Origin of the sequence: Leptospira selangorensis, assembly GCF_004769405.1 — a bacterium.
In the GTDB taxonomy this organism is placed as follows: domain Bacteria; phylum Spirochaetota; class Leptospiria; order Leptospirales; family Leptospiraceae; genus Leptospira_B; species Leptospira_B selangorensis.
On sequence record NZ_RQES01000012.1, the window covers coordinates 320311 to 334959 of the forward strand.

A 14649-nucleotide genomic window follows, 5' to 3' on the forward strand; every position below is an offset into this window, starting at 1 on the left:
TCTCTCAAACAAGAACTGAACTGTTTGTAATCTTGGTATCGATCTTAGTTCCGGAAACGATCGTCTGGTAAACTACACAATATCTTTCTGTAAGTTTTAACAAGGTCTGGATCTTCTCTTGGTCTGCGTCCGAATTCAAATCGAAAAATAATCTAATATCTTTGAATCCTACCGGGATCTCTTTAGAAACTCCTAAAGTTCCTCTAAAATCCAAATCCCCTTCTGCTCTTACAAAACCTTCTTTGATATTTATTCCGATAGAAGTTGCAACCGCACCTAATGTAACACCTGCGCATGCAACCAGTGCTTCTAAAAGTAAATCTCCGGAACAGGCTAACATTCCGTTTCCGCCGGTTGCAGGATGAAGTCCAGCATCTGCTAATGCTCTGCCAGTCTCTATTTTACAAGAGATGCCCTCGCCTAATTTACCTTTTGCTTTTAATGTATAAACCGCAGAGTCCGGAGTTTCGCGGTATTTGTCTTTTAAAGGAGTTTGGATTTTTTTTAATTCTTCGGAATTCATGTATCTGACTATCTGACCTATATGGGATCTTTATCCTGATATAGGTCTAACAATCGGACCTTTGATAGAAACCGGAAATTTTTAAGGAGATTCCGGTTTTGAGATCTTTTCTAAATTCTCGCAACCCGGCACTCCCAGTCTTGGGCCTCTTTGTCCTTTAAAAGGTTCGCAAGTAGTAGTTTCCAATCCTACTATACAAGCTTCGAAAGAAGCGACAGTTTCCTCGGTCAATTCTCTCTTTTGGGTCTTTCTTTGTTCTCTCGCCTTATCGAAATTCTCTTTAAAATAAGAAACACATCCTTCTTCGGACTGCATAAATACAGGAAGAGTAGCTCTGTATTGAGGAGGTATCTTTGCGATATCGTCCTTACTACATTCAATCATTTTGGAACAAAGAGCTTTCTGGAATCTAGGCGCTAATGCCATAATCTTGTCCTCGGGAGATTTAGAACAAGAGATCATAAGGACGATTCCGGAAAGGAATAGAATTAAAACTCTAATATGTATCATTGGGTGCCTCAAAATAAATTTCCAACAAATTAGAAGGCCGACCCCATTCGAAAATCCTTTTTCCACCTATTTCCGGTTTTATGAGAATTTTCTCTCTTTTTTGCGTCAGATATGTTTCGGAATGATTTTTTTATTTCCAAATCTAATCCACATAGGTAATTTCTAAACCCGCTATTCTATGGATAAATCTAAAAACGGAAAAAACTCCCGGGTAGTCATCACCGGCATCGGAGTCATTCTCCCTAACACTTTTTCAGTACAAGACTTTTGGACAAATCTTTCAGAAGGAAGATCCCAACTGGATTTTATCACTCGTTTCCCTACAGAAAACTTTCCGATCAAGGTCGCAGGAGAGATGAATACTTTCGACTGGAAGAAACATCTGCCCGATCTGAGTGATAAATATTCTAAAAATTATAATACGGAAACTCTAGCATTAATGTCCGCTATGGAAGAGGCAAATAAGGATGCAGGTATCACAAAAGGGGATTTACATCCTAGCAGAGTAGGTTTTATAGATTCGTCTTCCAGAGCTTCTATGGCCTGGTGGGATTTTGCCTGGAGAAAATATTTAGAAGAAAAGGATCATAACGTGTTCGATCGTTATTCAGTTCTGACTTCTATGGCTTCTAACCCCACGAACCTGACTGCTATTAACGCGAATATCCAAGGTTTTGTGACCACTGTATCAGCAGCTTGTGTGGGTGGCCATCATGCAATCAGTTTATGTTACCAAGCGATCCGTAAAGGTAGAGCGGAAGTTATGTATGCCGGTGGTCATGAATTTCCTCTTCTACAACCTTTGATGATGATGTATTCCGATCCGATGAGCCGGGTAATGTCCCTCGAAAAAGATAATCCTAAAAAAGGGATCCGTCCTTATGATAAGAATAGAGACGGGTTTTTATTGGGAGAAGGTGCAGTCGTTCTTGTAATGGAAAGATTGGACAGGGCATTACAAAGAGGCGCTAAGATCTATTCGGAAGTTTTAGGAACTTATAGTTATAATGAAGCGGACCATGCGATGAGAATGGACTTAACCGGGAAAAAAGCGACCACAGGTTTAAGACATTTGATGAAGATCAGCGGACTTCGTTTGGGAGATATTGATTATTTCTGCGGACATGGAACTGCAACGCATAATAATGATTTAGCGGAGAGCCGTGCGATCGGTCATTTGTATGAGGGTCGTCCTAAATTCCATTGGGCACCTGTTGGTTCTATTAAACCGATATTCGGTCATACATTCGGAGCCGCAGGAATTATCAATGTGGCCGCAACTTCTCTTATGTTGAAAAACCAGACTCTATGTCCTACAATCAATTTAGAGGATCCAGATCCTGAATGCGATCATGACCATGTCGCAGAAGGAGCCAGAAAGGCGAAAATCAGATATGCAATTTCCATGGCGTTCGCGATCGGAAGTCAATCTTCATTCGTAAGTTTGGCAGCTCCGGAGTTTTGAGGGGTATATGCAATTATCAAAACAATATAACGTTCTTAAAAGAACCGGAGTGGCTCTTCTTTATAAAGGGCCTTTTTCAGAGACCACCATTTCTTCTTTAAATGATCTTCTAAAAGAAAAGTTAGAAGAAGAAAAGAAGAAGAACCGGATCCTCACAGTATTCGTGGAAATGGCTCAAAACGTCGCCCACTACTCCATAGAAAGGGATGAAAAGAGCGGGATCGGGATTTTAGTTTTAAGAAGAAAGGCTCATAACTGGGAATTAAACTGCGGAAATGCAATCACTCAAGAGCAAGCTACATACTTAAAAGGTAAAATAGAAGAAGTTAAAAAACTTTCCCAGGAAGAACTCAAACAAAGATACAATGAACAAATCCGTTCTGACCGGCCTGAAAAAAGTAAAGGCGCAGGTTTAGGATTTTTCGAAATAGCAAGAAAATCGGATATGCCTTTGGTGTACCAATTAGAGGAGGCGGACAACGGGGATTTATTCTTCCGATTGACCGCCCGATTTCTGTTAGAAGGCGCCTACTCTTCCGGCTTATGAGTGTTAAGTAAAAACGACAGCCCTCTGCGGTATTCGCATTCAAACTGAATCTATCTTGATGATCACAATTGTGTGGTTGTCTCTGGTCAGTCTAAGATTCGCTTCTTCCGAGAGGATTCTACAAGTTTCTCTTAGATCCTCATGTTCTCTCATGATTTTTTCGATTTGGTCGATGTTTAGGACTTCCGTAAGACCGTCTGTGCAGATCAGTATAAAATCTCCAGGCGATAGTTTTCCTGAATAATCGAATGTATCTACTTCTATACTTTTTGTTCCGCCGCCTATACAACTGGTCAAAAGATTTCGACCATAACTGGAACCTAACTCCTCTCCAATATTATGATCTACTGTTACTTTACTGAGTCCTTCTTTGGTGAGATGATAGAGTCGGCTGTCTCCAACATTGAAGATCCAGGACTTTCTTTTTCCTAAAAGGCAACCGACTAAAGTGGTTCCCATTTTAGGTTTTCCTATGGATTCTCCATAGGCATTTACTTCATTATTAATTTTGCGGATTAAGTTTTTCCAACCGGATGAAGGTAATTCTTCGATAGGACGGATCGCTTTTTCCATCCAAGCAAGCTTTTCTAATGCGACTCTGCTTGCGATCTCCCCCGCTTCATGCCCACCCAAACCATCTGCCAGGGCGAATAATCCGGAAAATTCTTCAGTATCTAATTCACGGACTGCTTCTGATTCTCCGTGAGTTTGGCCGCATACCAAACTATCTACGGATAAAAAGGAATCCTCGTTATGAGAGCGAAAGTTTCCTTTGTCTGTGATTGCATAATACCGGAGTTTCATATTTTTTTTGACCGGAAAAACCGCTTACAATTCTTGAAACGGAATTACGCAATTTTGACTCATCTAAACTTTCCTACAAGAAAAAATATTACGTTTTTATTTAGCAGTGTAGCCGCCATCTACAGGAAGCGCCACACCGGTAATAAAAGAAGCTTCTTCGGAACATAACCAAACTGCCGCTTTTGCGACTTCACTCGGCTCGGAAAGTCGATTGACCGGATGTAATCTGGTGATTTTTTTCTCCGCCTCTTTTGGATCAGACGAAGAATGAAACAGTCCTTCTAACATTTCTGTTCGAATAAATCCCGGGCAAACCGCGTTCACTCTGATTTTTTTTTCCGCGTATTCTAATGCTGCGGATTTTGTGAGCCCGACTACTCCATGTTTTGCCGCGGAATAAGGAGCCACTTTCCAATCGGCTCCGACGAGTCCCGCAATAGAAGATACATTTACGATAGAACCGCCTCCTCTTTTTAATAGGAGTTCTATTTCATGTTTCATACAAAGCCAGGTGCCTTTTAGATCTACTGCGATTACCTTGTCCCAAACTTTTTCGGGATATTGGTGCAGATCAGTTGCGAGTCCTCCCACTGCAGCGTTATTTACTGCGTAATCCAATCCCCCAAATTCAGACTCAACTTTTTGTACTAAATCTTTTACCTGAGAATCATCAGACACATCGCATCGGAAGAACTTTACCTTTCCGCCCAGATTGGAAATTTCCTCTTCTGTTTTTTTTCCTTCTTCTTCTCTTCTTCCGCAGAATATTACCTTTGCACCTCTGGAAACAAATTCCAGCACGATTGCTTTTCCAATTCCTGCGTTCCCGCCTGTAACTAATGCGACCTTATCTTTCATCGGATCTTCCTAGTTTCTCCGGTCCTGACTTTGTTCAGATATTTTTTGAGATGAGAATTGATTGTTTGAAGGTCATCTAACTCTTGAGAAGGATCTACTTTTCCAAGATCAGCCACTAAGATCAGAAGATATCTTAACTCTTCTAAATGTACTTTTGCTCTTAGTATATTTTTTACTTTTTCCGCACGAATTCTAGTTCCCCAAGCGCCGGCAATTCTTACTGGCAATAAGGAAGAAATAGATCTGATATGTTCTAAAAGACTTGGCTCTACTTTTCCTTTCCAACTCTCACAAAGTTCGTATAAATGAAGAAGGAACACATGTGAGAGATTCCACACTTCCAATTTACGGAACCCGAATACAAATCCGTCAGGTCCGACTGCACTCGAGATCTCTTTTCCGATCTCCGGACTTTGCATTTTGATGTATTTTCCGGTATCGAATTTATTTTTGAATTCGGAAGGGATCGGAACTACTTTTCTAAGTTTATAATCAAAGAATAAAACTCTGATCTTTACGACGGAGACCTTCTCCGCTCTATTCCTTTTAGAAAGCCTGAAATATAGATCAAAAGACTTCTCCCCGAAATTATCCAGGGAAACATCTATAATCACTTTATCTTTATATAATAGTTCTCCCTGATATTGTATGGAAGCATTTGCAAATATGATGCTATTCCCATGTATATCAGTTACGGAATAACCTAAGTATTGAAAAAATTGAAGGTGAGCTTCCATCACAAGGTCCAACACACTTGCGAAAGAAACATGTATGTCCAAACTCAGATCTATTTTACGGATCGGTATCTCCGTCGAAAAATAATATTCCGCAGGAAACTCAGCTTCCGTCTGAGGAGATTGGACCTTGGAATTCATACTTCGAATTTCGCCCTAAATGCGGACGGGATCTCCAAGGTTTTTTTAGAAACATAGTCGAAGAATACTAGGGAAATTTTTGCGATTCCCACTTCTTCTTTAGAAACTTTTTGAGAAGCCGAGATATGTAATTCACAGGACTTCTTCCCTAAATTAAAAACTCCGGTAGAAAATTCTAAAACGTCTCCCGCTTTTGCTTCGGACTTATATTCCACATCCATTTTCGGAATAATGATATTTGCTCCCGCAATATTCGCCTTGGACCAGGAGTTGGATTCTAAAAATGCATCGAATACTTCGTTTACGAGAGGGATAAATGTTTCGTATGTTAGGTGAGAAACAAAAAGTCCACCTACTACAGTGGCGCTTCTAGTATCCGATCTGCGGACAACTAGCTCTGTCTTGAAGTTAAAAGACTCTTTTGGGGCTTCTGACATTTCAGCTTCTCTTTCTTGAAGGGTTCCATCTTAGTATCGGAGCCTGGAAATCCGATCTTAAAGCCTGGAGTGCCTGTATCAGATGGAATGGGAGGAAGATCTGAAATTTTTATACCTAAGTCTGGTAAAAATGAGAGACCTAATCCCTCTTACTTAGTAAACACTCGCATTAAACGATGTTAGTCTTTAAATACAAAATGTCACCGGATTTAAACTCACGATTTCACGGTATTTTCACCTTGAATTCGTATGAATTCGGCCTTTTTTCCGTCAAAAATTTAACCTTTGGTGAAAACGCCTTTTGTCCGGGCTTTTTTGCAAAATAAACGAATGCCACAAGAATCGAATCATCAAACTACTAAGATTCTTTCTGACCCTGATTCCCTTGTACGGGAATTCGTGAAACCTGGCATGTACTTACACTTGGCCACTACAATGTCTAGGCCAAATGCACTTATTTATTCTCTCTCTCGAGTTTTTGAAGGAACAAATCCTGAGTTCACTATCAGTGTTGCAGGAATTCATTCTAGCGCTCATTGCCTTGCTCTATCGGGCATCGTAAAAAAGATGATCACCGGTTTTGCCGGAGATAATTATCCTAAGCCAAGTCCTAACAGTTTGTATAAGGACTTGATGAGAGGAAAACCTTTCGAGCTGGAACTTTGGTCCCTTCTCACCTTGGTGCAAAGATTGATGGCGGGAGCAATGAAACTTCCAGGTTTCGTTTCTAATTCTTTGGTAGGGTCTGACCTGATTACGGACAAATTGGGAAAGACCGCATTCTTATATCATAAACCTACCGAAGGAAATCCTTATGGAGAAGCGGCAAGCCCTCATCTAGTTTCCGAAAGTAGAGGAACAAAAGAGAAGGACATGGTAGTTCTTCTTCCACTCTGCCCTGAGATCACATTGGTTCACGGAGTGGTGGCGGACGAAGACGGGAATATTGTTCTTTCTCAACCAGGGGGAGAAGGAGCCTGGGGTGCGCTCGCAGCTACAAAAGGTGTGATCGCTACCGTGGAGAAGATCGTACCAAGAGGAACAGTTCCTCCCGAACTAGTGCATATACCGAGTACGAAAGTTTTGGGAATAGCTCCCGCAAGATTCGGAGCACATCCTCAATCCTTAAGAGTACAAGGTTTTCCTGAAATCCCTGCATTCGAAGGTGTGGAATCTTATCTGGATGATTACGAATTCCAAATGGAAGCCAATAAGGCGGCAGGCATTCCTGCTAAGGCTGAAAAATGGTATAAAGAAAATGTAATATTGTCCGGAGGCCACGAAGAATATCTGGATCTGATCGGAGAAACGAGACTCAGACGTTTGAAGATGACTCCTCCGGAACATTCTCTTACTTCTCCTGAAAATCCTAAAACCGTAAATGATTCAGAGCAGATGATCATTCTTGCTGCAAGAGCGATCATTGAGAAGGTTAAAACAAAAGGATACAAAACGATTCTCGCAGGAATTGGAGCCGCACATATGGCTGCCTGGACAGCGGCCAAACTTCTAGAAAAAGAAGGGATTCATGTCAAGATCGTTGCAGAGCTTGGGTTTTATGGAATGAAACCTTTCGTAGGTGATGTTTTTCTTTTCAGTCAACTTCACACTCAGCACTGCTCTATGTTATCTGATATAGTAAGTATATTAGGAACAGTTGTGCCTGATGATTGTTTAGGAGTGATTGGCGCTGCGGAAGTGGACTGGTTTGGAAATATCAACTCAGTCTTAGATGGAAAAGGAAACTTCTTAGTAGGATCAGGCGGTGCGAATGATATCGTCTCCACTGCGGACACGATCGTAGTAGCAAAGGCGAACCGTTTTCGATTCGTGAGAAAAGTAAAACATATCACCTCTCCCGGAGACAGGGTGGTAGAAGCGGTATGTCAGTTCGGTAGATTCAAGAGGACTTCTTTTTCGGACCATCCTTTCGAATTGAGTTCCTGGCTTGCACCTGCATCCGACGATGAAATGGAATCGGAAGAAGCTGTTCTAAGATATACACTTTGGCTTCCTCCCGACGAGGATCTTCCAATCTCCCAAGAGCCTGAAATTAATGCAGATGAATTGACTGCTCTTAGGGAATTAGATCCGGAAAGAATTTATACAGAACAGTTTATGGTCTATACCCGTTTGCCTTAAGTATGATAAAGATGCAGCAAAAGATTGGAATTATGACTGGAAATTTATTATGGACCAAAGGAGTATTGATCCATGGCGAATTCTAAAAACCTAGTTTCGAACGGGGTTCGAATCACCGGGATTGGACATTATCTCCCGGAAAGGATCGTCACTAATGACGAAATTCGACCTAGATTAAAATATCCTGAAATGCATCCTGCCGAAAAAGCAGTTATCGGCAATATCGGCGTAACCGAAAGAAGAAGGGCGAACGAGAAAGAAACTGCCCAATTCATGGCTGCGGAAACTTCCAAAATGATCCTCAAAGACGCGGGGAAAAAAGCGGAGGATGTAGACTTATTTATTCTGGCTAACTGGACAGATCGCCTTTATCTTCCGGATCTTGCGCCTCAGGCATCTAAACTTGCAGGAACTTCCAATTCGTTAGCATTCGATATTTGTACTGCTTGTACCGGATTCGTTCATGGAGTACAAATGGGAGCCGCTTTCTTAAGCAGCGGTAAATATAAGAACGCACTTGTGATAGGAAGCGAAAGATTTTCCGTAAGAACAAGAATGAACGGTTACGGAGAATTCACTGCAGGTGATGCAGCAGCCGGAGTTCTATTAGAGTATACTGGAAACAAAGAATTCGGCATCATAGATTCCTTTCTGAGAGATGATGGAGATCTTGCAAACATCATAGAATTAGGACCAGGGCCGAATTTTTATATAAAAAGTTATCCGGAACTTGTAACGAATGCTGCTGATCTCACACTTTCCGCAATGGATGATCTATTAAAAAAGAATAATGTCTCATTAGAAGAGATAGATTGGGTCATTCCTCATCCTGGTACGGATGTTGTAGTGCAAGACGTTCTCAAAAGAACAAAATTCCCGAAAGAAAAAATACTTTTGAATTTCGAGAGAGTAGGAAATACTTCCGCCGCATCCATTCCGATCGCATTATCCGAATATTATTATAAAGGGATCGTCAAAAAAGGCGATTTAATCCTTTCCCCCGCGGTTGGAGCCGGATTTTATTGGGGCGGACTTTTGTATCGTCTCTGAGAATTCGATATTTAGAATATAATATAAAAATAAAGGTGAAGTAGAAGGATGATCGTAACAGGGTTCGAACTAAAAGAAAGACTGAATGCCGAATCTGCGTCCGAAGTTTATAAAGCTGTTCGTAAAGAGGACAATAGGTCCGTCATCATCAAATTTCTTCCGGTTTTGGATGAATTACATCCTTCAGTGGTCAATCTTAGGAACGAGTTCGAGATCCTAAATTTACTTTCTTCAGGTTATTTTGTTAAACCTATCAAGTTCGAAAAATTGCAAGATGGATTCGCACTTTTCATGGACTTCGTGCCTGGAGGCTCCTTAAAGGATTTTATCTCTAAAAAACCGATGACACTTTCGGATTTTTTCCCTATTTCTATCCAACTCGCGGAAAGATTGAGTGAGATCCATTCCAAAAAGATCATACACAAGGACTTAAAACCTGAAAACATAATATTCAATCGAGATGAAAAACAGATCCGGATCATTGACTTCGGAATTTCCACCAAATTGAATAAAGAAGAAACTTCTTGGTCGGCACCGAATATTTTAGAAGGTTCCATTCATTATGTTTCTCCGGAACAAACCGGAAGAATGAATCGATCTGTGGACTACAGAAGTGATTTTTATTCTTTGGGAATCACTTACTATGAGATGTTGCTCGGAAAACTTCCATTCGACGGGGATGACCTTTTACAATTAGTGCACGCTCATCTGGCTAAGATACCGACTTCTCCCAAAGAAGCAAGATCAGAGATCCCTACAGTACTTTCAGAAATCGTAATGAAACTTCTGGCAAAAAATGCGGAAGATAGATACCAGACTGCGAGAGGTCTCCAAGGAGATTTGGAGAAGGCTTATGCTCTTTGGAAAGAAAAGACCGACTTCCCTTCTTTCCCTCTGGCCCAAACTGATTTTTCTACCGAATTCAAGATCCCTCAGAAACTATACGGAAGGGACGAATATATCAAAACACTTTTGGATGAATTCAAATCCGTAGCCACAAACGGAAGATCCAGAATGGTTTTGATCGGAGGATATTCCGGTGTGGGAAAGTCCTCACTTGTAAAAGAGATCAACAAACCTCTCACTGAATCCAAAGGTTATTTCATTTCAGGAAAGTTCGATCAATACAATCGAAACCTGCCCTTCTCCGCTATCATACAAGTATTCTCCAGTTTGGTGGAATTGATCCTAACTGAATCTCCGGAAAGAATTGAAGCTTGGAAAAGTAAGATCAAAAAAGCGGTAGGTGCCAACGGAAAAGTGGTCACAGATGTGATCCCTGAACTAGAGATCATTATCGGAAAACAAGATCCGGTTTCCGAACTAGGCCCACAAGAGAACGCAAACCGTTTTTATATAGTATTCCAAAACTTCATTAAGGTTTTTGCAAACCCGGAACATCCACTTGCGGTTTTCCTGGATGATATGCAATGGGCGGATACCGCTTCCTTAGAACTTCTTAAAAACTTGATGGAAGACGTAACCGTAAATCACCTTTTCATCATATTGGCCTACAGGGACAACGAGGTGGATTCTTCCCATCCTTTCCAAGTATTATTGGACACTTTGGAAAAAGAAGGCCTCGATCCTTATAAGATCGTTCTACAACCTTTGGCATTAAAAGATGTAAGGCAATTGCTCTCGGATAGTCTTTATATTTCGGACGATAAAACCGTTGAACTCGCGGAAATCGTGCATTCTAAAACGGGAGGAAACCCGTTCTTTATCGGGGAACTTCTGAAACAACTCGCCAAAGAAGATTCCGTATATTTCGATCAGGGCTCCGGAAAACCTGGAGAAGGTATCTGGAAATGGGATATTGCAAAGATCAGAAACACCAAAATTTCGGATAACGTAGTAGAACTTTTGGTAAATAGGATCCGTAAACTTTCCCCTAAGATCCAAGAGACTCTGGAATTAGCCGCATGTATCGGTAGTAGTTTTGATTTAGCACTTCTAACCAGAATTTTAGAAACAGATTATAAAACCGCACTCAGTTCTTTGCAGGAAACAATCGCAGAAGAATTGATCGTTCCTATCGGAGAGAGTTATCGACTTGCGGAATCTTTCGAAGAAACTGCCGCGAATAAGGATAAAAATTACCAGACTGCAAAAACAGTTACTTTCCGATTCCAGCATGATAGGGTCCAACAAGCTGCTTACGAAATTATAGAAGAAGAAAAGAAAAAGAAGATCCGCTTACAATTGGGAAGATTCCTGATAGAAGGCGCGGATTCTAAACAAATCGAAGATAATATTTTCGATATTGCAAATCACATGAATATCGGCTCCGGGTTAATTACGGAGTCTGCTGAAAAACTAAAATTAGCCCAATTAGATCTGATCGCCGGGAAGAAGGCCAAAAATTCCACAGCATACAAACCTGCTCTCTCTTATATAGCAAAAGCGAGAGAATTACTTTTCCTTTTGCCTGAGGCTTCTCAAGGAGATGATGCTCTTTGGAATGCGAAGTATGAACTTTGTTATTCTATCTTCAGGGAATTGGGAGAAACTCAATATCTCACTGGGAATTTCGACGATTCTCAAAAAACTATAGATACACTTTTAAAATATGCAAGATCTCCGATTGAAAAAGCGGATGCTTGTAACCTTCTTATCATCCAATATTCCGCTCTTGGAAAATTCGATTTGGCTCTTCCTATGATCATCAAGGCACTCCAACCTTTAGGTGTGGATATTCCTGAAACAGATCATGAAAAAGTAACTGGAGAAGAGATAGAGATCGTAAATAAGGCTTTAGAAGAAAAGACTGTAGACTCCTTGTTGGACCTCCCACTGATCCAAAAACAAGAACAGATCATGGCAGTGAATCTTTTGATCAGCGCCATTCCTACCGTTTATAATTTTGCATTATCACTCTTTCCGATCGTTTCCTTAAAAATGGTAAACCTATTCTTGAAATATGGAAACCTTTCCGATCCGTACGGATATTCTATGTATGCGATCCTTCTCACTTCGGGATTCCAACAATATAGAAGAGGTTACGAATTCGCCGAACTTGCAATTAAAGTGAGTGAGAAATATAAGAACCCGAGCGGGATCACCAAAGCGGCTAATATTCTTGCAAACTATACCACTCCCTTCGTAAGACATTTAAAATATTCGGAAGAGATCAATCATAGAGGGATCCAGGCAAGTTTAGAGTCCGGGGAATTCCTGCACGGCGGTTACTGCGCAATGAATGATGCAGTCAACGTGGTCCTTCAATCTAAAAATCTAGAATTAGTAAAACCTAAAATAGACGGGCTTTTAAAATTCACTCGAAAGGTAAAAAACAACCTAGCGATCGATACCGTTCTCGCATCTGCACTGGTAGTTTCCAATCTAAGAGGAAAAACTTCTTCTCAACTTGAATTCTCCATCGATGATATGAGCGAGCAGAATTATATAGAATTATGTAATTCTCACCAAAGTCCTTTCCCTGTTTGTCTTTTCAAGATCATGAAGGCAAGAACACTTCTCAGCTATGGAGAATCGGAAAGTGCATTAAAAGAATTAGAAGAATCCGAAAGTATGCTTGGATTCATTTCCGGCCAGATCGCAGTAGAAGAACATGCTTATCTATATTCTTTAGCGATGGCTGCGAACTATAAACTTTCTACCCAAGAACAAAAAGCGAAGTTCTTAGAAAGGATCAAGAAGAACCAACAGAAACTGAAAGTTCTTGCTGAAAATGCTCCTGAGAACTTTGAGCACAAATTCCTTTTGGTAGAAGCCGAACTTGCAAGATTAGAATACAAAAACTGGAAAGCTGCTAAAACATACGAACAAGCGGTTCAGCTTGCGGGTAAAAACGAATATTATAATGACGAAGCTTTAGCTGCAGAACTTGCGTCAAAGTTCTGGTTCTCCAAAGGAAGTATCAAGATCGGTTCCCAGTACATCGCAGAGGCTTACCAAAAGTACGGAAGATGGGGAGCGATTAAAAAGCAGGAACTTCTAAAAGCCCAATTCCCGGAATTCATCCGAGAAAAAGGAGGAAGGGACACTTTCCGCACCACGCGCACGATCGGGACTTTAAGCACAAGAACAGCTTCTGCTACGGAAGTATATTCCGGACAAACCCTGGATTTCCAATCCATTCTAAAAAGTTCCACTGCAATCTCCGGAGAGATCAAATTAGAATCCTTATTGGATACTTTAATGCAGATCTCCATCGAGAATGTGGGCGCAGAAAAAGGAGTCATGATCCTAAGAAGGGACGGAAAACTTTTCGTAGAAGCAGAAGGTAGCACAACCGACGACGAGATCAGAGTTCTTCAAGGGATCCCAATCCAAGAGAGTAAAAATATACCTATCAGCGTTATTTACTATGTGGAAAGGACCAAAGAGGACCTGGTGCTGCGTAACGCGTTCGCGGACGAGAAGTTCAATAAAGATCCGTATATTAAAGAAAGGAAAACAAAATCCGTTCTATGTTCCCCTATCATCAAGCAGGGAGAACTGATTGGTATATTATATTTGGAGAATAATCTTTCCGAGGCGGCATTCACTTCGGATAGACTGCAGACTATCTCCATTCTTTCTTCCCAGGCGGCGATCTCCATTGATAACGCATTACTTTATGCGAATTTGGAAAGTAAAGTAGCAGAAAGAACCAAAGAATTAGCTCAGGCTAACGACGATCTGGCATTAAAAAACCAGCATATTACGGACAGTATTACATATTCATTGAATATCCAGCAGGCTATTTTACCTTCTTCTGAAGTATTAGGAAGTGCACTTTCCGATTATTTTGTGGTATTCCGTCCCAAAGATATAGTATCCGGAGATTTTTACTGGTTTTCAAAACAGGAAGATACAATATATATCGCATCCGTCGATTGTACCGGTCACGGAGTTCCGGGAGCTCTTATGTCCATGATTGGAAATACTTTGCTCAATCAGATTGTGAACGAAATTGGTATCACCGATCCAGGTTCTATTTTAGAACAATTGCATAAAAAAGTAAGGCAGGCCCTCAAACAAGACATGGACCAAACAAATTCCAGAGACGGAATGGATCTTTGTTTATTAAAGATTGAAGGAAACAATTTATACTTTGCGGGAGCAAAACGGCCTATTTTTATAGGAAAAGGCGGAGTCTTGACCGAAATTAAAGGTGATAGATTCTCGATCGGCGGAAGGCAAAAAGAAGAAACGCGAAAATTTACAACACACTCCATTCCCTTGGAAAAAGGAATACGTACGAGTGTTTACTTAACCACGGACGGCTTTATGGACCAGCCAAATCCGGACCGACAAAAAATTGGTACCAAAGGATTGTTAAACTTCTTAAGCGGGATAGAACATCTTTCCTGTGAAGAACAAAAAGAACGTTTAGAATCCTTCCTGTTAGCCCATCAAAATGGAGAGGCTCAACGGGACGACATAACACTAGTCGGTGTAATACTGGGAGGAAGATAAGGAGATGTTTC

At 40.9% G+C, this 14649-nt stretch carries 11 protein-coding genes; 5 read left to right on the plus strand and 6 right to left on the minus strand.

All coding sequences use genetic code 11. From position 1 onward, the window contains the following. Positions 1-4: 4 nt before the first annotated feature. Both EHO58_RS09555 and EHO58_RS09560 read right to left on the minus strand, forming a co-directional pair. Complete coding sequence (locus EHO58_RS09555; protein WP_135679760.1) at positions 5-523, minus strand: OsmC family protein; 519 nt, start codon at positions 521-523, stop codon at positions 5-7. 81 nt (positions 524-604) lie between these two features. After that, complete coding sequence (locus EHO58_RS09560) at positions 605-1033, minus strand: LA_2478/LA_2722/LA_4182 family protein (protein WP_135679761.1); 429 nt, start codon at positions 1031-1033, stop codon at positions 605-607. 178 nt (positions 1034-1211) lie between these two features. Between EHO58_RS09560 and EHO58_RS09565 the strand changes: the two genes are divergently transcribed. Together EHO58_RS09565 and EHO58_RS09570 are read left to right on the plus strand one after the other, a co-directional pair. Beyond that, a complete protein-coding gene (locus EHO58_RS09565; RefSeq protein WP_100723110.1) occupies positions 1212-2498 on the plus strand; it encodes a beta-ketoacyl-[acyl-carrier-protein] synthase family protein in 1287 nt (428 codons plus the stop codon). A gap of 7 nt (positions 2499-2505) precedes the next feature. Further along, on the plus strand, positions 2506-3045 hold the full coding sequence (locus EHO58_RS09570) for a SiaB family protein kinase (RefSeq protein WP_135679762.1): 540 nt from the start codon (positions 2506-2508) through the stop codon (positions 3043-3045). A 39-nt stretch (positions 3046-3084) separates the two neighbouring features. Here EHO58_RS09570 and EHO58_RS09575 read toward each other — a convergent pair whose 3' ends face one another. From EHO58_RS09575 to EHO58_RS09590, 4 genes are all read right to left on the minus strand, one after another. Beyond that, positions 3085-3849 carry a PP2C family protein-serine/threonine phosphatase gene (locus EHO58_RS09575; protein WP_135628807.1) on the minus strand — a complete coding sequence of 255 codons (765 nt, stop codon included), beginning with the start codon at positions 3847-3849 and terminating at the stop codon, positions 3085-3087. A gap of 96 nt (positions 3850-3945) precedes the next feature. Continuing rightward, a complete protein-coding gene (locus EHO58_RS09580) occupies positions 3946-4707 on the minus strand; it encodes an SDR family NAD(P)-dependent oxidoreductase (protein WP_135679763.1) in 762 nt (253 codons plus the stop codon). After that, entirely contained in the window at positions 4704-5582 is an 879-nt protein-coding gene (locus EHO58_RS09585; protein WP_135628811.1) for a four helix bundle protein, read from the minus strand. The genes EHO58_RS09580 and EHO58_RS09585 overlap by 4 nt, the downstream gene beginning before the upstream one ends. Beyond that, positions 5579-6019: an acyl-CoA thioesterase gene (locus EHO58_RS09590; protein ID WP_135679764.1), complete on the minus strand. Its 441-nt coding sequence runs from the start codon at positions 6017-6019 to the stop codon at positions 5579-5581. Before EHO58_RS09590 ends, EHO58_RS09585 begins: the two co-directional genes overlap by 4 nt. A gap of 330 nt (positions 6020-6349) precedes the next feature. Here EHO58_RS09590 and EHO58_RS09595 point away from each other — a divergent pair, with 330 nt between their 5' ends. The 3 genes from EHO58_RS09595 (at position 6350) to EHO58_RS09605 (ending at position 14638) form a co-directional block, all read left to right on the plus strand. After that, entirely contained in the window at positions 6350-8161 is a 1812-nt protein-coding gene (locus EHO58_RS09595) for a CoA-transferase (RefSeq protein WP_135628815.1), read from the plus strand. A 72-nt stretch (positions 8162-8233) separates the two neighbouring features. Further along, positions 8234-9211 carry a ketoacyl-ACP synthase III gene (locus EHO58_RS09600; protein ID WP_135628817.1) on the plus strand — a complete coding sequence of 326 codons (978 nt, stop codon included), beginning with the start codon at positions 8234-8236 and terminating at the stop codon, positions 9209-9211. 48 nt (positions 9212-9259) lie between these two features. Then, positions 9260-14638, plus strand: coding sequence for a protein kinase domain-containing protein (locus tag EHO58_RS09605; RefSeq protein ID WP_135679765.1), 5379 nt, complete (start codon positions 9260-9262; stop codon positions 14636-14638). Positions 14639-14649 lie beyond the last annotated feature (11 nt).

What these genes read in the sequence shown, in the direction of transcription:
- EHO58_RS09555 (WP_135679760.1), bottom strand. Translation starts at nt 523, where the DNA reads ATGAATTCCGAAGAATTAAAAAAAATCCAAACTCCTTTAAAAGACAAA.
- EHO58_RS09560 (WP_135679761.1), bottom strand. Translation starts at nt 1,033, where the DNA reads ATGATACATATTAGAGTTTTAATTCTATTCCTTTCCGGAATCGTCCTT.
- EHO58_RS09565 (WP_100723110.1), top strand. Translation starts at nt 1,212, where the DNA reads ATGGATAAATCTAAAAACGGAAAAAACTCCCGGGTAGTCATCACCGGC.
- EHO58_RS09570 (WP_135679762.1), top strand. Translation starts at nt 2,506, where the DNA reads ATGCAATTATCAAAACAATATAACGTTCTTAAAAGAACCGGAGTGGCT.
- EHO58_RS09575 (WP_135628807.1), bottom strand. Translation starts at nt 3,849, where the DNA reads ATGAAACTCCGGTATTATGCAATCACAGACAAAGGAAACTTTCGCTCT.
- EHO58_RS09580 (WP_135679763.1), bottom strand. Translation starts at nt 4,707, where the DNA reads ATGAAAGATAAGGTCGCATTAGTTACAGGCGGGAACGCAGGAATTGGA.
- EHO58_RS09585 (WP_135628811.1), bottom strand. Translation starts at nt 5,582, where the DNA reads ATGAATTCCAAGGTCCAATCTCCTCAGACGGAAGCTGAGTTTCCTGCG.
- EHO58_RS09590 (WP_135679764.1), bottom strand. Translation starts at nt 6,019, where the DNA reads ATGTCAGAAGCCCCAAAAGAGTCTTTTAACTTCAAGACAGAGCTAGTT.
- EHO58_RS09595 (WP_135628815.1), top strand. Translation starts at nt 6,350, where the DNA reads ATGCCACAAGAATCGAATCATCAAACTACTAAGATTCTTTCTGACCCT.
- EHO58_RS09600 (WP_135628817.1), top strand. Translation starts at nt 8,234, where the DNA reads ATGGCGAATTCTAAAAACCTAGTTTCGAACGGGGTTCGAATCACCGGG.
- EHO58_RS09605 (WP_135679765.1), top strand. Translation starts at nt 9,260, where the DNA reads ATGATCGTAACAGGGTTCGAACTAAAAGAAAGACTGAATGCCGAATCT.